Here is a 24,710-nt window from a genome sequence, read left to right as displayed (position 1 = left end):
GGTGAGCCGGGTGGGCCTCGTCCATTTCAGCATTAGAGGAAGGTGCGCCCTTCACCCCGGTAGGTGGGGACGGTGTCGACTACTTCAGCGCCACGGACTAGATGCAGATGGTCGAACCGCTCACACAGCTCACCGGCCTTGGTGTGGCGGAAGTAGACCTTGTCGCCAAGCTTCAGCCGTCGGGCTGCATCACCGGATAGCGGTGTCTGAACTTCGCCCGTTCCCTCCAGCGCATTGAGCTTCAGCCCGACCGGCAGGTAGGGAGTCGGCATGCGGTCCTTCGCCCCGACCCCGCTGGCTAAATAGCCACCCCCGAGCGCGGTCACGGTCTTTGCACCGGGACGACGGCATACCGGCAGCGCGAACATCGCCGCGGGCTGCAGCGTGAACGTCGAATACGAGTCGAACAGTGTCGGCGCGTAAAAACCCGAGCCGGCGGTCGCTTCGGTAATCAACGGCTCCTGCGCAACCAGCTGCAAGTCGCCGGTGCCACCGGCGTTGACGATCTTGATGTCGGCGACCTCGCGCACCAGCTCGACGGCCCGGGCACGACGCTCGCGCAGCTCTTCGAACGACATGCGCTGCATCCGACGGATGATCGCGTTGTGCACCCGCTTGCCGGCGACGTTGTCACCGAGGCCCGCAATGTGGGCCTCGTAGCACATCAACGCCGCCAACGTTAGCGTCGGCCGCCGCGCGATCTCCACCGCGAGTGCGCGAGCCTGCTCCGGGGTGTGCAGCGGCGAGCGCTTGGAACCAATTTTTATCCGCCCGCCGGCGCGCCAATAGCCGGCATCGAAATCCAGACACAGCCGTACCGGCTTGTCGGTCGTGCGCTCGATCAGGTCAAGGTGCTCCACGCTGTCCACCATCACGATCGGCGCCCCGTCCGCGTCCTTGGCCGTCAGCTCGCCAAGCGCACGCAATGCCGCCCGGTCGGTCGGCGGGTAGGCCAACAACAGGTTCGAGAAACCTTGGCCGGCAAGCCACAGCGTCTCGGTAAGCGTGAACGTCAATAGCCCGTCGAATCGCTCACTGGCATCAAGGATTTCGCGTTGCAGTGGTCGGCAACGCAGCGACTTCGACGCCACCCGGATCGGCTTGTCGCCGGCGCGCGCAAGCAGTTGATCGGCATTGCCCCACATCGCGTCGAGATCTACGAACGCAAACGGTGCATCGTAGTCAGCGAACGCCTCCTCGTAACGCTGCAGTCGGCCCTGCGCATCCAGCCTCATCGGCCCGTCCGAACGTTGCTCACGAGCAGCCACCTCATGCACGCCGCCACCCTACTGAACCTAGCCAACTCTTACAGCCGCTTTTCCCGGCCCCACCCACGGATCGGGAACCAATCTCGTAGATGTGTGCGGTCTGCTGTCGACCTGGCCAATTGATGTGCAGATTGCCCATAGGGGGTTGGCCTGGGTTGGGGCGCTCACGGCCCGGGCATCCCATTTTGGCCGAATAGCAACCCGCCCGAGCCACCGGCACCGCCAGCAGCCCCACCGGTACCTGCCCCACCGTTGCCGCCGTTGCCGACCAGCAGCGCGTTTCCGCCATTGCCACCGGCGCCGATGCCACCGGGGGCACCGCTCCCGCCAGCCCCGCCGTTGCCAAACAGAACCGCGCCGAAGCCGCCGGCTCCGCCGGCACCGATGCCGCCGGCGCCGCCGGCCCCGCCCGCCCCGCCGTTGCCGAACAGCAGTGCCGCGTTGCCACCCGCACCGCCGTTGCCGACGCTGCCCGCCCCGCCGGCGCCACCGCTCCCGCCGGTGCCACCGTTGCCCCACACCAACCCGCCGTCGCCGCCGTTTCCACCGGCGGCGTAGAGCGTCCCGCCGACGCTGGTGGCACCGCCATTACCGCCCATGCCACCCACACCCAACAGCAGCCCGGCGCGACCGCCATTGCCGCCTGTGCCACCCACCGGGGCGACGTCGGGCGGCACCACGGTCGTGGTGCCAGCGCCTATACCACCGCCGCTACCACCCATGCCACCCGTGCCAAACAGCTGGGCGATGCCCCCCGCACCGCCGAAACCGCCGGAGCCGGCAAAGCCCACCGTCGCGCCAGTACCACCGTCACCACCCGGTCCGCCATTGCCGCCGGCCCCCCCGGTGCCGTACAACAGACCCCCGGGACTGCCGGCGCCACCCAGACCACCGACGCCGCCGTTACCACCCACCACAGCGCCGGGAGATCCGGTGCCGCCGGCCCCGCCGTTACCGCCGCCCCCACCGTTACCGATCAAGCCAACAGCGCCGCCATCACCGCCGGCCCCGCCGTGGCCGCCGAAGCTCTCGGTGTCGCCGGTGCCGGCTCCGCCGGCAGCGCCTGCCCCGCCGGCTCCCGCGTTGCCAAACAACAAGCCGCTCTGCCCGCCGTTGCCGCCCTGACCGCCGAAGCCGCCCACCCCCTGGACGGTGCCATCGGTCGGCCCGCCCAAGCCACCGGCACCGCCGACGCCGCCGGAGCCGAAGGCAAGCGCGCTCGCCCCGCCGGAGCCACCAGGCCCGCCGACACCGCCGGCCGGGAGGATGCCCATCGAGGGGCCGGTGCTCGGTGCCACCCCGCCCATCCCGCCGTTCCCACCGGCGCCGCCGAAACCGTAGAACAACCCGGCGCCGCCGCCGTTCCCGCCGGCGCCACCGGTGGTGCCCACCCCGCCCACGAGCGGAGCCGGACCGCCGTTCCCACCGGCCCCGCCGGCACCGCCATTGCCCCACAGCAAACCGCCGCTTCCCCCGGCGCCCCCGTTGAAGCCGTTGCGGCCGGCAGTGGTGGCGTTCCCGCCGGCTCCGCCGGATCCGCCATTGCCCCACAGCCCAGCATTCCCGCCATTGCCACCGGCCTGGTTGACCCCGCCGGACCCACCGTTGCCGCCGTTGCCGTACAGAATCCCGCCGTCGCCGCCGTTCTGGCCCGTACCCGGCAGCCCGTTGGCGCCGTTGCCGATCAGCGGACGCCCCAACAGCGCCTGGGTGGGCGCATTGATCAGGTTGAGCAGATCTTGCTGAACCGATTGCGCGGTTGCCGCCTCAGCGACGGCGTAGGAGTTACCGCCGGCGGCGAGGGCCCGGACAAACTGTTCATGAAACATCGCCGCCTGGGCACTCAACGCTTGATATGCCCGAGCATGCGCTCCGAACAACGCGGCTATGGCCGCCGATACCTCGTCGCCGCCGGCTGCGACCAGTGCCGTGGTCGGTGCCGCCGCGGCCGCGTTGGCTGCACTAATCGACGAACCGATGTTCGCCAAATCTGTTGCCGCCGCTGCGACCAACTCCGGCACCACGACGAGATAGGACATCAGGGACCTCCCGCCTCATGGAAACCCGGCGGGCGCCCGGTCACCATTGAACCCTCGGCAAAGGCTATCGCCATCGCGCCAACACGCCCCGCATTTCCGCGTGACCTACCATGCGTTTCGCCAGTCCGCCTCGGAACGTTTCAGCCCGGGTCAGCGCGGTCCGCTCGGTGGCCGCGACGACTAGGACGGCGTTGTGTCAGCGAATTCGCAAAATGCCGCGTAGGCACGAGCACCGTGGATGGTGGCCGGTCCACCGTGCATCAAGATGGTGACCCCGATGGCCTCAGCGGCTTCTTGCGCTGTAGCGCCGGCCCGTACCGCGGCTTGGGCGTGTGATGCGACGCAGCCATCGCACCCCTGCACAACCGCGATCGCCAGCGCCACAAGCTCCTTGACCTTGCGGCTGAGAGCGCCGTCGGTAAGCGCGGCGTCGCCCAGGGCTACAAATCGCTGGTACACCTGGGGAATCTGGTGACGTAGAGCGCGGTGTTGGGGCAGCAGGTCGTCGAGGACCTGGTGATGACGTGGCTGGTCCGACATGGCGTCCAATATACCCCTATGGGTATACACGGACGGCGGCCTTGGTTATTGATGGCTTCGGGCCCATTCAAGCGAGCGCCAGGAACAGCTTTTCTAGCTCAGCTGCACTCAGCGGTGCCGCGCCGCTGGCCGTGGCCCCGGACACGCATTCCTTCAACCCTGCCGCAACGATCTTGAATCCGGCGCGGTCGAGTGCGCGCGATACCGCGGCGAGCTGGGTGACCACGTCCCGGCAGTCGCGGCCCTGCTCGATCATCGAAATCACCCCGGCAAGCTGTCCCTGAGCACGGCGTAACCTGTTGAGAACCGCGGCGATGCTGTCTTGATCACCAATCACATGCACCCTCTATCTCGTTGAAGTGGCACCGCCATAGTACCCAGGGGGGTATTGGATGGCTGCACGAAAACAATGCACGATTGGATCTCCTACCGCCGGCCATGCCAGGCGCATCCCGACTGGCCGGAAAACACAGTCATAGTCTCAAGTTCGCCTGCGCACGGCGCACCGCGACAACTACTCGGTCTACGGGATTAACAAGATGCACCAGGCCATGAAACGCAAGGGTTGACACCTCGGCAGAGAACAAACCCGCCCGTTGATGCGCAAGGCCGGGCTGTGCGGCGTGCAACGGCCGTGTTCACCACCGTCACCGACGTAGCCGACCACGGCCGGCTGATCTGGTAAACCGGCAATTCAAGGCAGTAAGCCCAACCGGTTGTGGGTCGCCGACATCACCTTCGTGCGGACCTGGCAGGGGTTCTGCTACACCGCGTTCGTCACCGACGTGTGCACCCGAAAGATCGTCGTTTGGGCCGTCTCGGCGACGATGCGCACCGAAGATCTGCCCGTACAAGTATTCAATCATGCTGTTTGGCAATCGAATTCAGATCTTTCTGAGTTGGTGCATCATTCCGACCCCGGATCGCAGTAACTATCGCTGACCTATACCGACCGACTGGCTGAGCTCGGGATCGCCCCTTCGGTCGGGTCTCGTGGCGACTGTTATGACAACGCCCTCGCGGTCAACGTCGCCTCCAAGTCCGAGTTGATCAACCGCGGCAGACCCTGGCGGTGCATCGACGACGTCAAACTGGCAACCGCCGAATGGCTGGCTGGTACAACCAGGAATGCCTGCACGAAGCCCTCGGCTACCAGAGTCCAGGCCGAGTACGAGGCCGCCCTCACCGGCACCTCACACCCCGCGAGCCAGCCAACCCCGGCCCTCGCACCGACTAGGAACAAAGCCTGGGGTAGTTCAGTGGCCATCGTGGGCATCGTGAGGACCGTTTCGGGGGGCGAGTGCGGTGCGGATCGTGTGGTTTTGGTGTTGTTGGATCACGCTGGATCGAGCGCCGTAGTTGGGGCCGTGGTGGGGCCGGGTTGGCTGCATTGACGGTTGTGGTTGTTGAGTGGTCGGCGGCTGAGCAGGCGGTGTTGGATCGTGGGGTGCCCGTACCGGCGGAGCCGAGCATCTCTTTGCGGGGTGATGACGGCACGGCCCCGGGCGTGGATTGGGGTTGGCCGGAGTTGTCAGACCCTGCTGCGATGATGAACTCATGTCTTCGACCGCGACGTCTGGCGCAGCGGTAGTCAGTCCTGCCGAGCGTGTGGAGGTGTTGTTTGAGGAGTTGGCGGAGTTGGCCGGTCAGCGCAATGCGATTGATGGGCGCATTGTGGAGATCGTGGCTGAGCTGGATCGCGACGGGTTGTGGGGTGTGACGGGGGCGCGGTCGGTGGCGGGGTTGGTGGCCTGGAAGATGGGCTGCTCGTCGGCAAATGCGCACACGATCGCCACGGTGGCGCGGCGGTTGCCGGAGTTTCCGCGCTGCGCCCGGGGTATGCGGGAGGGGCGGTTGTCGTTGGATCAGGTTGGGGTGATCGCGGGGCGGGCGGGTGAGGGTTCGGATGCGCATTATGCGGAGTTGGCCGGGGTTGCCACGGTGAATCAGTTGCGGACCGCGCTCAAGTTGGAACCGCGACCCGAACCCGAACCGGATTTTCGGCCGGATCCGCGGCCGTCGATCTCTAAGAGCAGCGATGAGCAGTTCAGTTGTTGGCGGATTAGGCTTCCGCACGTGGAGGCGGCGAAGTTTGATGCGGCGTTGCAGTCTCATCTGGATGCGTTGATCGCCGAGTACAAGCGTGATCACGACAACAGCGACGGTGTGTCGGATCAGCGGCCCCCGTTGCCGGGCAATGTTGAGGCGTTTCTGCGTCTGGTTGAGGCCGGCTGGGACGCCGAGGTGGCTCGTCGGCCGCATGGGCAGCACACTACCGTGGTGGTGCATCTAGACGTCAAGGAGCGTGCCGCTGGCCTGCATGTGGGTCCGCTGCTCAGTGAGTCGGAACGCCGATATCTGCTCTGTGATGCCACCTTTGAGGCTTGGTTTGAACGTGACGGTCAGGTCATTGGCTGCGGTCGTGCGACTCGTCAGATCAATCGTCGGTTGCGTCGGGCGCTTGAGCATCGCGACCGCACGTGTGTGGTTCCCGGTTGTGGGGCCACCCGGGGTTTGCACGCCCATCACATCCGACATTGGCAGGACGGTGGGGCCACCGAGTTGGCCAACCTGGTGTTGGTGTGCCCGTATCATCATCGGGCACACCATCGGGGCCTGATCACCATTACCGGACCGGCAGACGATCTCACGGTCGCCGACAGCGCGGGCCGACCTTTGAGCGCGGGATCGTTGGCGCGGGCGTCGACGAAGCCGCCGCCGGCGGTGGCGCCGTGGCCTGGGCCCACCGGCGAGCGTGCCGATTGGTGGTGGTATGAACCCTTCCAGCCGCAACCACCTCCGATAAGCAACTAGGCCGGGCAGCGGGTCCCGCTCGGTACCTGTACCCTGCAGTGACGCTTAAACGGTTTGGGGCATCAAGGGTTTCGTTCGTGCTACCCGCTGGTGGCGCCCACCCGCTACCCGACGGCCTGCGCACGCCCCCATCAAGATCCGCGGCGGCGCGCCGCACGAATTGGGGCCGAGCATTTGCCTGCTCGGCTCGGGTTCGGCACTGGGCTGGATCATCGACCACGCCACCACCGACGAAACTCACCATCACACGCTGTTCACAGACCCGCTGCCCCCGACGGCTAAGAACGCCGCCTGTCCCCTCGGGCCGCACTGATGGACGGTGGTTGGGATGTCCGCGGTGTGGCGGTTGATCCCCAGCCGAAGTTCGGCGATCCTCAACGGGCCGACATTGATGATCAGCCGAAGAAGGAGTGGATGTGCCGGGGCTGGGACAAATCGCACTGAACAGTGCGCCCATTTTTGGTGGCGCCATGCTTGCCATTGCGGCCGGGCAATTCAAAGGCCCCGACTTTCGAGCGCTGATCAGGCAGGATATGGACCTGCTCGATCGGCTCCCGGCGGATGCCACCAAAAGGCGCGCCAACCTACAGCGCACAATCGATGCCCGCATTGACGACCTGATCGATGCAGCCGATAAGAGTCACGCACTGCGCAAGGCGGCGATGTCCTACCGGGGCAATTGGCGAGACATCGTGCTACTTGTCTGCGTGCTGTTGTTCACGATCATCTGGTGGAATGTCAATCACGGCCGGGCCAACTGGTTGCCGACCTTTGTCCTGTTGATCCTGTTGGCGGCGGTGACTGCCGTCTACGCACTACGCGGCGCGTTACGCGCTGCCACCTCACTCATGCGCGGCCGGCGCGGTGCCGACCGGTAGCGTCGACTCCCCGGCGCGACTGCCAGACAACAGCGTTGCCGGCGTCAAGACGCCGCCGATGCCCTGGGGACGCTGATGGCAGACGCTGCATGGTTTGCGCGTCGTACGCTGACACACACCACAGGAAGGACGCACAACGATGCAATCAAGCTCGCTCGATCCAGTAGCCAGCGAACGGCTGTCGCACGCTGAGAAGTCATTCACGTCCGACTTGTCGATCAACGAGTTCGCATTGCTGCACGGGGCCGGGTTTGAGCCCATCGAGCTGGTCTGGGCTTCCCCTCTTATCGTGGAGACATCGCCATGAGGAGGTTAGGCGATGGAGGCACGGCGGAAGTTCGATGCCCAGTTCAAGGAAGGCGCCGTCCGGATCGTTCGGGAGACCGGCAAACCGATCGCGCAGGTTGCTCGTGAGCTCGGGATCAGTGACGGCACCCTGGGTAGCTGGGTCAGGCAGGATGAGCGCGCCCGAGACGGTGGTGACGGGCGGCTTTGCGAGAGCGAACGCGAGGAACTCAAGCGGTTGCGTGCGGAGAATGCGGAGCTGGCGATGGAGCGCGATGTTCTCAAGCGCTCGGTCGCCCTCTGGGTCAAGGAAGCGATGCATCGGTAGGCCTGGCCGCTGTAATCGCCACTCAGAGGGTAGAACACGGTATCCCGCACGCGGTGTCGTGCCGCGCGCTGGGCGTGTCGCAGGCATGGTTTTACAAGTGGTGCCATAGCGATGGTTCACCACGGCGTGCACGGCGAAAAGCGTTGGCGGCCACCATCGGGTATCTGTTCGCCAAGCACAAGCGGACCTACGGATCACCGCGGATTACCGCTGACCTACGGGATATGGGGTGGCGGGTGTCGGTGAACACCGTCGCGGCGCTGATGCGCGAGCAGGGTCTGGTAGCGCGGCGCAAACGCCGCCGGCACGGCACCACGAAACCGGACAAATCCGCGCGTAAGGCCCCCGATCTGCTGGGCCGAGACTTTTCCCCGCGCGACCACCCCAACCTCGCCTGGGTGGGCGATCTGACCGAAATCCCCACCGATGAGGGCAAACTGCACCTCGCCTCAGTAATTGACCTGCATTCGCGGCGGGTGCCCGGGTTCGCCATGGGGGTGCACCATGACGCCGCGCTGGCGCGGGCGGCGCTGTGTATGGCCATTGCGGTGCGCGGCGGGTCGGTGGCCGGGGTCATTTTCCACACCGACCAGGGCGGTGAATACACCGGCGAACTGTTCGCCAGCGCTTGCCGATCCGCTCGCGTCACCCAATCGATGGGGCGTACCGGGTCGGCTCTCGACAACGCGGCCGCGGAATCGTTCAACTCGACTCTGGAATGGGAATTGTTGCGCAACAACCACTTCCACACACGTGAAGAGGCACGTCACGCGGTCGCCGCCTGGATCGACGAGTATAACGTTGAACGTCGGCATTCCACGAACGGCATGCTCAGCCCCGTCGACTACGAACGCGCCTGTGGTCAACAACGGAGTGAGCAACCAGCCGGTGAACAGCACGCCCAGAAACGGGCGGCATGAACCCAGAAGGAGACGGCTTCGCCGCCGCTGTCCTGCCCGCCGAGCGCCGCGGCAGGCTACGGGGCCGCCCCTCCGGCCTCAAGGGTCGCTACCGCGATCGCTACGCGACGGGCCTACGGCCCGCCCTTGACCCCGGAGCCTCTACGGCCCCTTCCCGCACAGCGGCACGGGCAGGAGCAGCAGCCCTGCCCACCAGACCCGCCACGGCGCCCGGCTCCTATCAAGATCAAATCCCTACAAACAAGTCTCTACGGTTACAGGGGATTGCCTGGTCATGGGTGTCTCGGTCTATCACGTCGGCTTCCAATTCAGCGGCATGAGGCAGCAACAGGAACTGGGTGTCCTCACCGAGGCGACATACCGGGCGCGCTGGAATGCGATGGCGCGCATGCAGGCCGAAGCCGATGCCCTCAAAGCGGACGGGATCGTCGGTGTCCGGCTCAACTGGCGCCACCATGGGGAGGGCGGGGAACACCTTGAGTTCATGGCGGTCGGTACCGCAGTGCGATACACCGCCAAGCCCGGAGCATTTCGGCGTCCCAACGGCCAAGCATTCTCCAGTCATCTATCCGGCCAGGACATGGTGACGCTGCTGCGATCGGGGTTTGCGCCGGTGGCGTTCGTGATGGGCAATTGCGTATTCCACATCGCCGTGCAGGGATTCATGCAAACGCTTCGCCAGATCGGCCGCAACATGGAGATGCCACAGTGGACGCAAGGCAACTACCAAGCGCGTGAGCTGGCAATGTCACGCATGCAGAGCGAGGCCGAGCGAGACGGCGCAACCGGCGTGGTGGGCGTGCACTTCGCCATCTCGAACTACGCGTGGGGAGTGCACACGGTGGAGTTCTACACCGCGGGAACCGCCGTGCGCCGCACCGGCAGCGGGGAAACGATCACACCGTCATTCGTCCTGCCGATGGACAGCTGATGTCTGATTTCGATACCGAGCGAGTGAGCCGCGCCGTCGCGGCCGCGCTCGTCGGTCCTGGCGGTGTCGCGTTGGTGGTCAAAGTGTTCGCCGGACTTCCGGGAGTGATTCATACCCCCGTACGACGTGGCTTTTTTCGGTCTAATCCCGAGCGAATCCAGATCGGTGACTGGCGTTACGAGGTCGCCCACGACGGCCGGCTGCTCGCTGCCCACATGGTGAACGGCATCGTCATCGCCGAGGACGCCCTCATCGCCGAGGCCGTGGGTCCGCACCTTGCTCGCGCGCTTGGGCAGATCGTCAGCCGATACGGCGCCACAGTGATCCCGAACATCAACGCAGCCATCGAAGTTCTGGGCACCGGCACCGACTACCGGTTCTGAACATACGACTCAGGAGTCCTGGTGGTTGCTGCCTTCCGGCTGGTCATCACTGCACTCCAGCAGCTCTTTGAGCGCCTCGGGAAACCCGTCTGCCACGCCCCACAGGTCCGGCAGCAGGTCGGGGCAGGAGACAATGCCGACACCCAGTTCCCCGTTGAGGGACATGACGGTGATGTTGAGGCCCGCGTTGCCAAGGAGGGGGCCGAGGGGAAACATCGAGTCCATTCGGCAACCCAGAAAGTACAACTGGGCCTGGGGTCCGGGCACATTCGACAGGATCAGATTGTAGGCGGGGCTATGCGTTATCGAAATGTGCGGCAAGATCCGCATGGCCGCTCCGAACATCGTCGAGCCGCCGAACTGAATCCAGTCGTGCAGCAGGGTGGGGCCAATGGCCGCGGCGTGGTCTTTAGCGACGGTGTTTCCGGCGGCGATGGTGCGGATGCGCTGGGCGGGGTCGCTGATCTGGCTCGGTACCCGACAGAACATCCAGGTGGCCTGGTTGCGCCCGGGTCGGTCCGACTTGTCGTGTACCGAAACCGGCACGGTGGCCACCAACGGGGCCTCGGGCAGCACGCCGTGCTCGAGTAGGAAGCGCCGTAGCGCTCCGGCACACAACGCCACCACCACATCGTTGATGGTCACCCCAAACCGGTCCTTGACACGCTTGACGTCGCGCATGTCGAGCTGTGTATACGCGATGTTGCGCAGCCGACCGAGGGGGCCGTTGAACGGAGTCGGTGGGGCCGAAAACGGGGCGGCCATGGTACGGCCCTCACGGGCACGCAGCAACGTGCGCACCAACGTGAGCACTGTCGCCGGTACCACCGTCGCCAGCCGCACTGGCCGCGACGCGAACCCCACCAGCCCACTCGCAGCTATCTGCAACACATTGCCGCCACCGGTGCCCCGGACAGGTTGCGGTGCCGGCGCATCGGGCTGCAGGCTGCACAGGTGGGACAGCAGGTTCGCACCGGCGACACCGTCGACCACGGCGTGGTGGACCTTGAGCATCACCGCCACGGTGTCGCTACGGGCACCGCCTTCGATGACCCACATCTCCCACAGCGGGCGGTCACGGTCCAGCGGCAATCCGGCGATGTACCCACAGATCTCGGCCAGCTCGCGACGCCCTCCGGGCGCGGGCATAGCGACCCGGCGCAGGTGGTGCCGGATCTGAAAATTGTCGTCGTCCACCCACACGGGGTGATCCAGGTTCAGCTGGGTATCGGCGAGCTTCATCCGAAATTCGGGCGCCGCCTTGACATACTTCTCCAACGCGGCATGAAACCGGCCGTACGTGTAGCCGCCCGGCATCGTCGAGGTGTCCAGCTCCAAGACGCAGCACACGTTCAGCGGCTGCGACGGTGTCTCCATATAGAGGAAGAAAGCATCGAGTCCGCTTAGTCGCTCCATAGCCGCCCACCCGGGACTGATCGGTTCAGAAATCCCCAACCCCGCCAAAAAGTTTAAGCACGCATTGCACGCGAATCTAGCCCCGGCGCAGCCCCTCGGCATCACATGTCGGTAACCGTGCCATTGCGGGGGCCTTCGCAACGGGTGACAGCGGCGCGAAAGCCTGGGGTGCCCAGACGCCGCTGGCACCGGCAGGCTGCTATTCGAGGAGAACGGGCTGAACGGCGTGGCGTCCCGAAGTGGTGCTAACGCGGCTTGAGGACGAGAACCAGGCCATCAGACCTAAGTGGTCTTGGCCGGGAGTTCGATGACGAATCCGTCAATACGCGGCGATGCCTGCCCAACGGCGACAGATCAAGGCACGCAGGAAACGTTGTCGCCGGTGGCCGACCAACCCCACAGGGACCCGTGTGACAGCTGTGACGGTTACCGACGTGCCCAAGCTACCAATGTGAAGCACGCAGCGTGTGACCACCGAGTGATTGTCAGGTGATTTGACAGCGGGTATGAGTCGTGCGGAAACACCGGCTGGGTTGCCCTCCCGCCCATACGCTGACTTACGCCGATTCACCCGGCGCCGAGGCTTCCCGGGTCGTCGGCATTACCTGGTGGTCAGCGGTCGTGGGAGGTTTTCAGATGTCGTTTGTGATCGCGGTGCCGGAGACTATCGCGGCGGCGGCGACGGATCTAGCCAATCTCGGCTCGACGATCGCTGGGGCCAATGCGGCCGCGGCGGCCAACACGACGAGCCTGCTGGCCGCCGGTGCCGATGAGATCTCGGCGGCAATCGCTGCGTTGTTCGGCGCGCACGGCCGGGCCTATCAGGCGGCGAGCGCCGAGGCGGCGGCGTTTCATGGTCGGTTCGTGCAGGCGCTGACCACCGGGGGGGGCGCCTATGCGGCCGCCGAGGCCGCCGCCGTGACGCCGCTGCTCAACTCGATCAACGCGCCCGTCCTGGCCGCTACCGGCCGTCCGCTGATCGCTAACGGGGCTAACGGTGCTCCCGGCACCGGGGCCAACGGCGGGGATGCCGGCTGGTTGATCGGCAACGGCGGGGCCGGCGGATCCGGTGCAAAGGGCGCCAACGGCGGGGCTGGTGGCCCTGGTGGGGCCGCCGGGCTGTTCGGCAACGGCGGGGCCGGCGGTGCCGGCGGAACCGCCACCGCCAACAACGGGATCGGCGGGGCCGGTGGCGCTGGCGGGTCCGCCATGCTGTTTGGGGCCGGCGGCGCCGGTGGCGCCGGCGGGGCTGCGACAGCTCTTGTCGGCGGCATCGGCGGTGCCGGCGGAACCGGCGGCAACGCCGGTATGCTCGCCGGCGCCGCCGGGGTCGGCGGTGCCGGCGGGTTCAGCTTCAGCACTGCCGGTGGGGCGGGCGGCGCCGGTGGCGCCGGCGGGCTGTTTAGCAACGGCGGAGTCGGTGGCGCCGGCGGGCAAGGCCACACGGGCGGGGCGGGCGGCGCCGGTGGGGCCGGCGGGTTGTTTGGTGCCGGCGGCATGGGCGGGGTGGGCGGATTCGGTGATCACGGAACGCTCGGCACCGGTGGGGCCGGCGGGGCCGGTGGGGCCGGCGGCCTGTTCGGCGCCGGCGGGGACGGTGGGACGGGCGGGTCGGGACTGATCACCGGCGGCGCGGCCGGTAACGGCGGCAACGCCGGCACGCTTTCCCTGGGCGCCGCCGGTGGCACCGGCGGGACCGGTGGAGCCGGCGGCGATGTCTTCGGCGGTGGTAAGGGCGGCGCCGGCGGGGCCGGCGGTAACGCCGGCCTGCTCTTCGGCTCCGGTGGCGCCGGTGGCACCGGCGGGTTCGGCTTCGCCGCCGGCGGGCAGGGTGGGGCCGGCGGCAACGCCGGCATGCTCAACGGCTCCGGTGGCTCCGGCGGGGCCGGCGGCTCCGGGGGGCCCGCTGGCACCGCCGCCGGCGGGGCCGGCGGGGCGGGCGGCACGCCCGGATTGATCGGCAACGGCGGCAACGGCGGCAACGGCGGCGAGGGCGGCGGCACCGGTGGTGTCGGCGGGGCCGGTGGCGACGCCGTGCTGATCGGCAACGGCGGCAACGGCGGCATCGGCGCGCTCGCCGGCAAGTCCGGCTTCGGCGGCTTCGGCGGGTTGCTGCTGGGCGCGGACGGATACAACGCTCCCGAGAGCACCTCGCCATGGCACAACCTGCAGCAGGACATTCTCGATTTCATCAACGAACCCACCGAGGCATTGACCGGGCGCCCACTGATCGGCAACGGCGACAACGGGACGCCGGGAACCGGCGACGACGGCGGCGCCGGTGGCTGGTTGTTCGGCAACGGCGGCAACGGCGGGGCCGGCGCGGCCGGCACCAACGGCGAGGGCGGCGGCAACGGCGGGGCCGGCGGGATCCTGTTTGGCACCGGCGGCACCGGCGGTGCCGGGGGTGTCGGAACGGCGGGTGCCGGTGGCGCCGGCGGCGCCGGCGGATCCGCCTTCTTGATCGGCTCCGGCGGTATCGGTGGTGCCGGCGGGGCCGGAAACACCACCGGCGGAGCCGGCGGGGCGGGCGGGAACGCCGGATTGCTCATCGGCCCCGCCGGAACCGGTGGGAGCGGCGGCGGCGCCACCACCACCGGCGCTAGCACCGGCGGCGCCGGTGGGGCCGGCGGCACCGGCGGGCTGTTCACCAACGGCGGCGCCGGCGGCGCCGGCGGGACCGGTACCACCATCGGCGGCGCCGGCGGGGCCGGCGGAGCCGGCGGGCTGTACGCCCACGGGGGAACCGGTGGCGCCGGCGGCACGGGCGGCTCCGCCGGCGCTGGCGGGGCCGGCGGGGCCGGCGGGTCCGGCGGGCTGTACGGGGCCGGCGGCACCGGCGGGGCGGGCGGCCATGGGGGCGTGGCCGGCGGTGGTGGTGGGGCCGGCGGCGACGCCGGCTCTCTCACCCTCAATGCCTCGGGCGGTGCGGGCGGCAGCGGCGGCTCCAGCCTGTCAGGCAAGGCCGGTGCCGGCGGCGCCGGCGGCAGCTCGGGATTGTTCTACGGCTCCGGCGGGGCCGGCGGCAACGGGGGCTACAGCCTCAATGGCACTGGCGGTGATGGCGGCACCGGTGGGGCCGGCCAAATCACCGGCCTTCGCAGCGGCTTCGGCGGCGCCGGCGGCGCCGGCGGCGCCAGCGATACCGGCGCCGGCGGGAACGGCGGCGCCGGCGGCAAGGCCGGGCTGTACGGCAACGGCGGTGACGGTGGCGCCGGCGGGGATGGCGCCACCAGCGGCAAGGGTGGGGCCGGCGGCAACGCCGTGGTGATCGGCAACGGCGGCAACGGCGGCAATGCCGGAAAAGCCGGGGGCACGGCGGGTGCCGGCGGCGCCGGTGGGCTGGTACTCGGCCGGGATGGCCAGCATGGCTTGACGTAGCGCGGCGGAACACCGACGACACCAGAGCGAACCCCCGCCGCGCATCCGCAGCCCAAATCCCAGAGCATCAGGTTGTACAGGAAGTCGCGGACGTCGCCCCGTTTCGGTCGACACCGGGCCTGCAGCTCACCACCCGCACTCCAAGTCACAGCTCACCATGGGACACAATCCACGTCGCGGCGTTGTTGCGGATCGAGCAGTTCTCGGTCCCGCCGGTCACGACGTCCGATCGGTGTCGGGCTGAGTGGCGAGTGGCTGACACTGCCTTAACCGAGCCGACCGGCGGCAAAAACTGCGGCCTGCTCGACCATGCCGTCGTCGGCGTACCCGTTATGCGCCGCCCAATTGCCTCCGCTAGAACAGACGGGGTCGCCCGGGGCGCACAGCTGGATGGTCTTTTCTGCATATAGCGGACCGATGACGATCGGCGGCGCGCCGATCGAGTGCATGAACGCAACCGAGGGCATTCCGAAGAGTGTGACGGCGGCCACGTGGTCGGCGACTTCGGGCGGCATCGGCCTGGGCGCGTCCAACGGCGCCCCATCCGGAATCGCCGCCGCGGTAACAAAGCCCATCACGGCCGCACCTTGGGAAAATCCGCCGAGCACCAGCTTGCTTTGGGAACAGTTCGCCGCCGTCTGTTCGACATGGGTGCCCGCGTCGTAAATACCGGCCATCGCTGTCGGGAAATCCGTGGTCGCCGGGTAGTCGACCCCATAAACGCCCATAGACTTCTCGCCAATCTTGGAACGCAGCGCGTCGACGAAGTCCTCTCCGATCCCACCCACGCCGGGTGGCTCGCCGGTCCCGCGGGCGAAAACCACCTCAACATCGGGACACGCGCCAGCCGATACCGTCGGGTCGGGTGGGTCGGCAGACGCGGCGGGTACGGGCGCGAACAGCAGTGCCCACGTCGTGACCATTGGGGCACCAACGAATCGACAGATGTTGAATGCGCTCACGGACCAATAATGCCCTCTGGACACATTCCCACACCAGGAGGGTCCGGAGTGCCTGGCCGAACCGGCCAGGGATCGGGCTCGGGTATCCCATCTCGGCGACCGGTCGCGCACGGGTCGTCGCCCTGGTGCACAGCCAAGGTGCTGTCCGGTGCGCAAATGCAGCGGGTTGCGGTGGCCCAGGCATCAACCCAGCCTTCGGCCGACAGCGAAGCTCCTAGCTGGCTGCTGCGCTTCGGCTCGTCACACTCTCGGATACGTATGCACGCGTGAATCGGTTCAATTTAGGCCGGCGACGGCTCGGGTACCTGCCGGTTGCTAACCGATCGGCGCGGCCACCACAGCCAGCGGCCCAGCAAAACCATCAGGGCCGGCAGGACAAAGCCTCGTATCACAAGGGCGTCCAGCAATAACCCCATGCCGACGGTAACGCCGATCTGTGCCACGCTCAGCGAGGTACTCGCGGCCAGCGCGAACATCGTTGTGCCAAACACGATTCCAGCGGCCGTGACTACCATTCCGGTCGCCGCGAACGCTCGGATGACACTGGTTCGTGGCCCGGCAGGACTTTCTTCGCGGATGCGCAGCGCGAAGAGCAGGTTGTAGGCCGAACCCACCGATATCAGCAAAACAAACGCAATCGGCAATACCGACCAGTGCAAGTTATCGCCAAGTATGTGTTTCCAAATCACTACGCTGGCGCCAAGCGCACAGATATACGATGTCGCGATTGTGCCGACGACCACAAGCCCGGCAAGCGGACTGCGCAGCAGCAGTGCGGCTATCGCGAAGATAACGGCGAGTGTGATGACCGCCAGCAAGGTCAGGTCACTGCCCACCAGATCCTGCAGGTCACGGGTAGCCGGTCCAACGCCGGTCAGCTCAACAGCGGTGGGTCGCAGCGTGCCCTCGTCGGTTTCCTCGGCCACCGCAGTCACGATCGCGCGAGCGCGTTGGGCGCCATCGTCACCCCACTCGCTCCCGTCGCCGTAGACAAGTAAACGCGTTGCATGGCCGTTTGGTGAGACAAAATAGTCCAAGACCGCGCGCATATTCGGGTCGGTCAGAATTCGCCGAGCGGCGTAGAGATCCACGCCCGGCGCACTCTGGGAGACGGCGGCAAGTTCGCGTAAATAGTCGGGAAGCTCTCGCAATGGTGCTGCGCCGACATTGTTAAGTAACTCTTGAACGCCTGCGGCCGATTCTCGTACCTGCGCCAGCTGACCTCCAATGCTGTCCAGGGCATTCGGTAGCCCGGACACACCCGATGTCGCCGAGGCGACATCAGCGATCCCCCGCGCGAGCTGCCCTGCCGCATCGGCCAGCTTCGCACAGCTCTCGGTGACGATGTTTGCCCACTGCACCACCTCTTGGGCGACCGAACACACGGGGTTGGCCCAGCACTCGGGTATCGCCGCGACGAAACGACGCAACGGGTCGAATATGTCGAAGACGTCACCGGCGCTGCCCTGAAGTTTGGTTATCGCCTGTTGCATCAGCCGGACGGCCAGACTGACCTGGCCAAGTCCATAGCCATCCTGTCGTATGCCAGCCTGAACCAGATCGAGGGCTGACACCACGTCGCGGACCGCAGCTTCGAGATTGGTGAACGTTGCCTGCCTGGATGTGAGCTGATCGGAAAATTCGTCGAGCTGATCACCGAGATTCCCCGCCGATGCTGTCAAGGCAGCCTGCTTGGACACCATTCCGTTGGGATGACTAGCCGACTGCACCATGCGCACACCGCCAATAGCCATGATCGCGGCAGTGATTCGTTCGATCGCGGTCAGACCGGCGGGATTGCGGATGTCGTGGTCGGTCTCGATCATCACCTGGGTGGGCAGCAGTTGGTTCGGGGCAAAGTGGCGATCGGCCGCCCGGTAACCGCGATTGGATTCCGCCGCGGACGGGGTTGCCGCGGCTTCGTCCCAGCCGATCGGCACCCTAGGCAGCGCGATCATCATGATGAGTACGAACACACCGCTGGCTACCAATATCGGCGCCGGCCAGCGCGCCACATGTGTGCCGAGTCGCCGAAATTGGCGCTGTATGCGCTTGTGTTGTGGCGGTTTGAGGAGGTTGGCACGGCTGGCCAGCGCGACGAGAGCTGGCGTCAACGTCAGTGCGGCCAGGCCCACTGCGAGAACGCCAATCGAGCAAAGGATTCCGGTTGTTGCGAACATACCGATCCGTGCCAGGCTCAGCCATCCCACAGCGCCCAGCGATGTGACCACGATGAACGTCGCACCCGCGATCGCCGGCGCCACCCCGCGGTACGCGTCTGCCAGCGCCGCCGCCGGGGCAATATGTTGCCTTCGTCGTTCGTGGTAACGCCCGATCAGGAACATCGCGAAGCCGGTTCCCGCGCCGACAACCACCGCAACGCTAAGTCCGAGGGAAAACAGGGATATCCCGATGAAATCGCGGTCGACAAGGACGGAAACGATCGGCTTGGCCACGGCTAGGGAAACGACGACCGACAACAACGGCACCGTCGCGGTGATCGCGGATCGGTAGACGATCAACAAGAGGATCAGTAACACCACGATTGTCGTTGCCGTAATGAGCTGGGTCTGTCTGTCGATTGCCGCGAACTCGTCCACGATGGTGGCGCCAGGACCGGTGACGAATACGTGCAAACCGTCGGGGGGATGCAGTTGGGTAACGATGCTGCGCGCGGCGGTTATCGACTCCCCGGCTTGCGACGTTCCGACCATGCCCCCAAAGCGCAGGGCAGCTGTCACCGCGTGATGGTCGTCGCTGCGGGCGACCTCCGCGATGGCCGGGGTTCCCCACCAGTCCACCACCTCGATGACGTGGCGGGAATCACGGCGTAGGGCCACGACCAGCGCATCGTAGTAAGCCCGGTCCTGGTCGTTGAGGACTCCGTTTCGCTCCAGCACGAGATATCCGATGTTGTCGCCGGGCGCTTGGGAGAAGGCCGCCGCTGACCGTTCCACGGCACGCGAAGTGGCGGTGCCAGCCGGCGAGAACGGCTGATCCTCGGCGGTGATGACCTGCTCGAGTGGCGGGGCAAAGTTATTCCCGATGATGGCCGCGAGCGCCCAGACGCCGACGATCCATATCGCGTAGCGATGGATAAGTCGTCCAATGGCGGTCACCGCGTCGGCCTCAGCAGAGCCACCGGTCGGGTATCGTGTCGCCGGCTAGTTCCGTCAACTGGCATCACCTTCGCCTCACCTGACCTCGGGGCGTCACCGCCGACCGAGTCGGCTAATTCAACCACCCTAACCATCAGATCGGCAGTGCTTTCCAGTGGTCTTCGGAGGGCCCCGCAACCGGTTGATGACCGAGTACCCGGCTAACTCACGCGCAATGCGACGCGGGCCCAAGCGTTGTTGCCGTATCCGCGCGGATTCCACAGGGACACAGCCGATTCGGGCTGCAGCGCCCCGGTATCGTCCCAGGCACGTGCGGTGATACCCAACGGCCCCGGCTCCACGTCGACCGTCAGCGACCACGGCCGCCATGACCACTGGCTGGGCGCGGCGTGTAGGTCGGCCTGCTGCCAGGTGAGCCCGTCGTCGACAGAGACATCAACTCGTTCGACACTGCGGCCATCGCCGGCCATCCCATAGCCACGAATGGTCAGCGCCCCTGCCGGTACGTCGTCGCCATCGGTGGGGTCGAGGATGTCGCAGTTGAGCGCCAGCGACGAAAGCGAAATCCCTTCGCCCGGCCCGACGATGTCGGCGTCCGCATCCGCCGGAAGGATGCGGTAATCCAGAGCCTGAAAGTAATTCTGCGAAGCACCCGGCTGCACGGTGATGGCGGTGACCCACTTGACGCTGCGGGCCCCGATGAATCCGGGTACCACCACGCGAACCGGACCACCGTGGGCACGCGGCAGCGGTTCGGAGTTCATCTGCCAGGCCAGCAGAACTTCCGGCGACAGCGCTTTGCTCAGCGGGATCGAGCTGCCATAGGGCTGGATGGGGCGAGCCTCCTCAGCTACATCCGGAGCATCGAAGGCCACGTGTAGCCCCTCGTCGATATGCACATCGGCGGCCTGCAGGATGTCTGCCAGACGGACACCACACCACTGAGCGGTCGAGATCGCACCGTGCGCCCAGGGTTCCTTACCTGGGATCTGTCGCACCCGTAACAGCTCCGCACGCCGATTGCCGGCGCACGCCAGCGTCGCCACCACACAGTGTTGGTCGAACTCGGTGGTCAGCCGTTCATAGGTCACGGTAAGCGGGTTGTCCACCAGCCCGCCGACCGTCAGCCGCCAATGCTGCGGCGCGATGTCGGGGACCGGGCCGTGATTGCGGACGTAGAACGCATTGATCGGGGTGATGTCGCTGCCAGCCAACACGGCCGGCGGTGGCTCAGCGTTATAAGGCAAGCATCCACGCACAATCATGTCGGCGCGCTTGCCCCATAATCCAGCGGTCTCCAGCATGGCAATCGTTGTCCTGTTCTCCCCTCGATCGGTCAACTCCCATGCTCCGCCGTTGCTCGAATTTCCAGTAGCGGGTTTGACCTTGTGCGCTCACAAGTTCTGGTTGTGTCTGTCGGCTGGCGCGGAGCGCAGGCAGGTGCCCGCTCCGCAGGAGTTCATGGTCCGTTCAGGGAACCGTCGATGCTATGTCGTTGACCGCACACGACGGCCGGTTCTGCTCACGGTATGCGTGTTGTTCAGGTCGCCAACTTCTATGGACCTCGCTCGGGCGGACTCCGCACCGCGGTGGACCGGCTGGGCGCGGAATACTGCGCCAGCGGACACGAGGTGTTTTTGATCGTCCCGGGGGCGCGCACCGAACGACACCTCCTACGCACGGGTGTTGTTCGAATTACCTTGCCCGCCAAGCATATTCCATATACCGGTGGTTATCGCGCGGTTATGCCAGGAGCCGTGCGGACTGTATTGGAAACACTGCGACCAGACGCCCTGGAGGTCTCCGACCGGCTCACCCTGAGGTCACTGGGCCGGTGGGGCCGCGAACACGGCGTTACGACGGTGATGATCTCCCACGAGCGTCTTGATCGCTTTGCGGGCCAATTGCTTCCGCGTCGAGCCGCGCAGAAGTTCGCAGACTTCGCCAACGCGCGAACCGCCGCCAACTACGACACTGTCGTGTGTACTACCGGGTTCGCGCGCGAAGAATTCGACCGCATCGGAGCGACAAATACCGTCACCGTCCCACTGGGCGTAGACCTGAAGACCTTCCACCCGCGGCGGCGCTGTGCCCGGGTTCGGCAGCACTGGGCCACCCCGACGCAGATCCTGCTGGTCCACTGCGGCCGGCTGTCGGTGGAAAAGCACGCTGACCGCAGCATCGACGCACTCGCCGCATTGTGTGACGCCGGCGTCGACGCTCGACTGGTCATCGCTGGCGAGGGTCCGCTGCGCGCCAGGCTGGAACGCAAGGCAACCGGGTTGCCGATCGACTTCACCGGTTTCATCTCGGATCGGCATGCCGTCGCTGGCCTGCTGGCATCGGCCGATGTCGCATTGGCACCTGGGCCACACGAGACATTTGGGCTAGCCGCACTCGAATCGCTGGCGTGTGGCACACCGGCCGTGGTGTCCCGCACCTCGGCGCTGACCGAGATCATCACCGCAGACAGCGGCGCCTGCGCCGACAACCGCCCAGAGGCCATCGCACACGCAGTCCGCACAATCGTCAGCCGGCCCGAACGCCACCGGCGCCGCTGCGCGCGCCGCCGCGCCGAAATATTCACCTGGCAACGGGCAGCAGCCAGCATGCTAGCAACATTGGGCGCCATGGCCGTAAGCACCCGGTGCGGCGACACCCAAGACACCGCATAGCGGTTCAAGTTTGCGGCCGAAATCCGCAAGTTCGCGCGCGACACGCCGGTTGGCGCGTCGTGATCGTTCGTCGGAGTCCTCTACCTTGAGCTGAAATGCGGCTGGAGGTTCGACAGGGGAACACAGCGGTGAGCCAAAGCCACATCGGCGGAGTTTCGCGGCGAGAATTCCTAGCTAAGGTCGCTGCGGGCGGCGCCGGCGCGTTGATGTCTTTCGCCGGTCCGGTGATTGAAAAGGCCTACGGCGCGGGGCCCTGCTCCGGCCATTTGACCGACATCGAACACTTTGTGTTCTTTATGCAGGAGAACCGCTCATTCGATCACTACTTCGGAACACTCTCCGGCACCGATGGATTCAACACGGTATCGCCGCTCTTCCAACAAAAGGGTTGGAACCCGATGACGCAGGCTCTTGACGCCACCGGCGTTACGATGCCCTACCGCTTCGACACCACCCGAGGCCCGTTCCTCGACGGCGCGTGTGTCAACGACCCTGACCATAGCTGGGTGGCGATGCATGAGTCGTGGAATGGTGGCGTCAACGACAACTGGCTACCAGCGCAGGCCAAGACTCGCTCGGCGGCCCACACTCCCACGGTGATGGGCTACTACACGCGCCAAGACATTCCGATCCACTATCTGTTGGCCGACGCGTTCACCGTCTGCGACCGCTACTTTTGCTCGGTATTGGGTCCCACCCTGCCCAACCGCCTTTATTGGCTGAGCGCCACCATCGACCCCGACGGCCAAAATGGTGGGCCGGAGCTGCAGAGTCCCACTTTCCAACCGGTGCGGAGATTCGGTTGGCGCATCATGCCGCAGAACCTTAGCGATGCCGGCGTCAGCTGGAAGGTGTATCGCAACAAGACACTCGGGCCCATCTCCTCGGTTCTTACTTACGGCTCGCTTGTGACGTCTTTCAAACAGTCAGCCGATCCCAGGTCAGATCTTGTCCGCTTTGGCGTGGCACCAAGCTATCCCGCGAGCTTCGCGGCCGACGTCTTAGCCAATAGACTGCCGCGGGTCTCCTGGGTGATTCCCAATGTTCTCGAATCCGAACATCCTGCGGTTCCAGCCGCGGCCGGGGCTTTCGCAATCGTCAACATCTTAAGAATATTGCTTGCCAATCCTGCGGTGTGGGAAAAGACGGCGCTGATCGTCAGCTACGACGAAAACGGCGGCTTTTTCGACCACGTTGTTCCTGCTACCGCGCCGGCCGGGACTCCCGGCGAATATGTCACGGTGCCTGACATCGATCAGGTGCCGGGCTCCGGCGGAATACGCGGGCCGATCGGTTTGGGCTTTCGCGTTCCCTGCTTCGTCATTTCGCCGTACAGCCGTGGCCCGCAGATGGTTCACGACACGTTTGACCACACCTCACAGCTGAGATTGCTCGAAACTCGGTTCGGGGTGCCAGTTCCCAACCTCACGGCTTGGCGGCGCAGTGAACCGCCCCGGCATGTCCGGAGACTCCAGTTCTTGGAAAGGATGGGGTCATGTCAGGTGGTTCATCGAGGAGGTACCCGCCGGAGCTGCGTGAGCGGGCGGTGCGGATGGTCGCAGAGATCCGCGGTCAGCACGATTCGGAGTGGGCAGCGATCAGTGAGGTCGCCCGTCTACTTGGTGTTGGCTGCGCGGAGACGGTGCGTAAGTGGGTACGCCAGGCGCAGGTCGATGCCGGCGCACGGCCCGGGACCACGACCGAAGAATCCGCTGAGCTGAAGCGCTTGCGGCGGGACAACGCCGAATTGCGAAGGGCGAACGCGATTTTAAAGACCGCGTCGGCTTTCTTCGCGGCCGAGCTCGACCGGCCAGCACGCTAATTACCCGGTTCATCGCCGATCATCAGGGCCACCGCGAGGGCCCCGATGGTTTGCGGTGGGGTGTCGAGTCGATCTGCACACAGCTGACCGAGCTGGGTGTGCCGATCACCCCATCGACCTACTACGACCACATCAACCGGGAGCCCAGCCGCCGCGAGCTGCGCGATGGCGAACTCAAGGAGCACATCAGCCGCGTCCACGCCGCCAACTACGGTGTTTACGGTGCCCGCAAAGTGTGGCTAACCCTGAACCGTGAGGGCATCGAGGTGGCCAGATGCACCGTCGAACGGCTGATGACCAAACTCGGCCTGTCCGGGACCACCCGCGGCAAAGCCCGCAGGACCACGATCGCTGATCCGGCCACAGCCCGTCCCGCCGATCTCGTCCAGCGCCGCTTCGGACCACCAGCACCTAACCGGCTGTGGGTAGCAGACCTCACCTATGTGTCGACCTGGGCAGGGTTCGCCTACGTGGCCTTTGTCACCGACGCCTACGCTCGCAGGATCCTGGGCTGGCGGGTCGCTTCCACGATGGCCACCTCCATGGTCCTCGACGCGATCGAGCAAGCCATCTGGACCCGCCAACAAGAAGGCGTACTCGACCTGAAAGACGTTATCCACCATACGGATAGGGGATCTCAGTACACATCGATCCGGTTCAGCGAGCGGCTCGCCGAGGCAGGCATCCAACCGTCGGTCGGAGCGGTCGGAAGCTCCTATGACAATGCACTAGCCGAGACGATCAACGGCCTATACAAGACCGAGCTGATCAAACCCGGCAAGCCCTGGCGGTCCATCGAGGATGTCGAGTTGGCCACCGCGCGCTGGGTCGACTGGTTCAACCATCGCCGCCTCTACCAGTACTGCGGCGACGTCCCGCCGGTCGAACTCGAGGCTGCCTACTACGCTCAACGCCAGAGACCAGCCGCCGGCTGAGGTCTCAGATCAGA

General features: G+C 66.2%; 18 protein-coding genes and 3 pseudogenes. 12 read left to right on the top strand and 9 right to left on the bottom strand.

The window, feature by feature from the left end:
- Positions 1 to 32: 32 nt before the first annotated feature.
- From MCAN_RS09355 to MCAN_RS09340, 4 genes are all read right to left on the bottom strand, one after another.
- Complete coding sequence (locus tag MCAN_RS09355) at positions 33 to 1,277, bottom strand: amino acid deaminase/aldolase (RefSeq protein WP_014000936.1); 1,245 nt, start codon at positions 1,275 to 1,277, stop codon at positions 33 to 35.
- 155 nt (positions 1,278 to 1,432) lie between these two features.
- The gene (locus MCAN_RS09350; protein WP_003408745.1) at positions 1,433 to 3,307 is read right to left on the bottom strand and encodes a PE family protein; all 1,875 of its coding nucleotides are present in this window, start codon (positions 3,305 to 3,307) and stop codon (positions 1,433 to 1,435) included.
- A gap of 180 nt (positions 3,308 to 3,487) precedes the next feature.
- Positions 3,488 to 3,847 carry a carboxymuconolactone decarboxylase family protein gene (locus tag MCAN_RS09345; protein WP_003408743.1) on the bottom strand — a complete coding sequence of 120 codons (360 nt, stop codon included), beginning with the start codon at positions 3,845 to 3,847 and terminating at the stop codon, positions 3,488 to 3,490.
- A 67-nt stretch (positions 3,848 to 3,914) separates the two neighbouring features.
- Positions 3,915 to 4,184, bottom strand: coding sequence for a metal-sensitive transcriptional regulator (locus MCAN_RS09340; RefSeq protein ID WP_003899012.1), 270 nt, complete (start codon positions 4,182 to 4,184; stop codon positions 3,915 to 3,917).
- Positions 4,185 to 4,539: 355 nt separating this feature from the next.
- On the opposite strand from MCAN_RS09340, the gene MCAN_RS09335 reads away from it, so the two are divergent.
- Positions 4,540 to 4,779, top strand: a complete 240-nt coding sequence (locus tag MCAN_RS09335; protein ID WP_077365248.1) for a DDE-type integrase/transposase/recombinase — start codon at positions 4,540 to 4,542, stop codon at positions 4,777 to 4,779.
- 71 nt (positions 4,780 to 4,850) lie between these two features.
- Here the strand turns inward: MCAN_RS09335 and MCAN_RS09330 are convergent, their stop codons facing one another.
- On the bottom strand, positions 4,851 to 5,114 hold the full coding sequence (locus MCAN_RS09330; protein WP_145974173.1) for a hypothetical protein: 264 nt from the start codon (positions 5,112 to 5,114) through the stop codon (positions 4,851 to 4,853).
- A 290-nt stretch (positions 5,115 to 5,404) separates the two neighbouring features.
- Between MCAN_RS09330 and MCAN_RS09325 the strand changes: the two genes are divergently transcribed.
- The 7 genes and pseudogenes from MCAN_RS09325 (at position 5,405) to MCAN_RS09300 (ending at position 10,386) form a co-directional block, all read left to right on the top strand.
- The gene (locus tag MCAN_RS09325; protein WP_014000935.1) at positions 5,405 to 6,661 is read left to right on the top strand and encodes an HNH endonuclease signature motif containing protein; all 1,257 of its coding nucleotides are present in this window, start codon (positions 5,405 to 5,407) and stop codon (positions 6,659 to 6,661) included.
- A gap of 410 nt (positions 6,662 to 7,071) precedes the next feature.
- Positions 7,072 to 7,539, top strand: a complete 468-nt coding sequence (locus MCAN_RS09320; RefSeq protein WP_003899010.1) for a hypothetical protein — start codon at positions 7,072 to 7,074, stop codon at positions 7,537 to 7,539.
- 139 nt (positions 7,540 to 7,678) lie between these two features.
- Positions 7,679 to 7,810, top strand: a pseudogene (locus MCAN_RS22685) (heavy metal-binding domain-containing protein); the annotation flags it as partial.
- A 48-nt stretch (positions 7,811 to 7,858) separates the two neighbouring features.
- On the top strand, positions 7,859 to 8,152 hold the full coding sequence (locus MCAN_RS23540; RefSeq protein ID WP_015287736.1) for a transposase: 294 nt from the start codon (positions 7,859 to 7,861) through the stop codon (positions 8,150 to 8,152).
- A complete protein-coding gene (locus MCAN_RS09310) occupies positions 8,125 to 9,072 on the top strand; it encodes an IS3 family transposase (protein ID WP_230872274.1) in 948 nt (315 codons plus the stop codon). Before MCAN_RS23540 ends, MCAN_RS09310 begins: the two co-directional genes overlap by 28 nt.
- A gap of 268 nt (positions 9,073 to 9,340) precedes the next feature.
- Positions 9,341 to 10,003, top strand: a pseudogene (locus MCAN_RS09305) (heavy metal-binding domain-containing protein); the annotation flags it as partial.
- Entirely contained in the window at positions 10,003 to 10,386 is a 384-nt protein-coding gene (locus tag MCAN_RS09300; RefSeq protein ID WP_014000931.1) for a DUF5073 family protein, read from the top strand. The pseudogene MCAN_RS09305 and the gene MCAN_RS09300, both read left to right, overlap by 1 nt.
- A 9-nt stretch (positions 10,387 to 10,395) precedes the next feature.
- Here the strand turns inward: MCAN_RS09300 and MCAN_RS09295 are convergent, their stop codons facing one another.
- On the bottom strand, positions 10,396 to 11,802 hold the full coding sequence (locus MCAN_RS09295; protein ID WP_041180080.1) for a WS/DGAT/MGAT family O-acyltransferase: 1,407 nt from the start codon (positions 11,800 to 11,802) through the stop codon (positions 10,396 to 10,398).
- Positions 11,803 to 12,438: 636 nt separating this feature from the next.
- Between MCAN_RS09295 and MCAN_RS09290 the strand changes: the two genes are divergently transcribed.
- Positions 12,439 to 15,183 carry a PE family protein gene (locus MCAN_RS09290; protein ID WP_014000929.1) on the top strand — a complete coding sequence of 915 codons (2,745 nt, stop codon included), beginning with the start codon at positions 12,439 to 12,441 and terminating at the stop codon, positions 15,181 to 15,183.
- A 266-nt stretch (positions 15,184 to 15,449) separates the two neighbouring features.
- Here the strand turns inward: MCAN_RS09290 and cut1 are convergent, their stop codons facing one another.
- From cut1 to MCAN_RS09275, 3 genes are all read right to left on the bottom strand, one after another.
- Entirely contained in the window at positions 15,450 to 16,106 is a 657-nt protein-coding gene (gene cut1 / locus MCAN_RS09285; RefSeq protein ID WP_015288154.1) for a cutinase Cut1, read from the bottom strand.
- A 320-nt stretch (positions 16,107 to 16,426) separates the two neighbouring features.
- Positions 16,427 to 19,264, bottom strand: a complete 2,838-nt coding sequence (locus MCAN_RS09280) for an MMPL/RND family transporter (RefSeq protein WP_014000927.1) — start codon at positions 19,262 to 19,264, stop codon at positions 16,427 to 16,429.
- A gap of 200 nt (positions 19,265 to 19,464) precedes the next feature.
- The gene (locus tag MCAN_RS09275) at positions 19,465 to 20,568 is read right to left on the bottom strand and encodes a sulfite oxidase (RefSeq protein WP_003911638.1); all 1,104 of its coding nucleotides are present in this window, start codon (positions 20,566 to 20,568) and stop codon (positions 19,465 to 19,467) included.
- Positions 20,569 to 20,793: 225 nt separating this feature from the next.
- On the opposite strand from MCAN_RS09275, the gene MCAN_RS09270 reads away from it, so the two are divergent.
- The 3 genes and pseudogenes from MCAN_RS09270 to MCAN_RS09255 all read left to right on the top strand — a co-directional run bounded on the left by MCAN_RS09270 (position 20,794) and on the right by MCAN_RS09255 (position 24,696).
- Positions 20,794 to 21,939, top strand: coding sequence for a glycosyltransferase (locus MCAN_RS09270; protein WP_003899004.1), 1,146 nt, complete (start codon positions 20,794 to 20,796; stop codon positions 21,937 to 21,939).
- A 95-nt stretch (positions 21,940 to 22,034) separates the two neighbouring features.
- A pseudogene (locus tag MCAN_RS09265) lies at positions 22,035 to 23,381 on the top strand (alkaline phosphatase family protein); the annotation flags it as partial.
- 53 nt (positions 23,382 to 23,434) lie between these two features.
- A protein-coding gene (locus MCAN_RS09255; RefSeq protein ID WP_145974172.1) for an IS3-like element IS6110/IS987 family transposase occupies positions 23,435 to 24,696 on the top strand; the annotation gives its coding sequence in 2 pieces (ribosomal slippage) (positions 23,435 to 23,723 and positions 23,723 to 24,696; 1,263 coding nt in all).
- Positions 24,697 to 24,710 lie beyond the last annotated feature (14 nt).

The organism is Mycobacterium canetti CIPT 140010059, from assembly GCF_000253375.1.
Taxonomy (GTDB): Bacteria; Actinomycetota; Actinomycetes; order Mycobacteriales; family Mycobacteriaceae; genus Mycobacterium; species Mycobacterium tuberculosis.
Note: the sequence above shows the minus strand (reverse complement) of the source record. Positions and strands in the feature narration are given on the sequence as shown.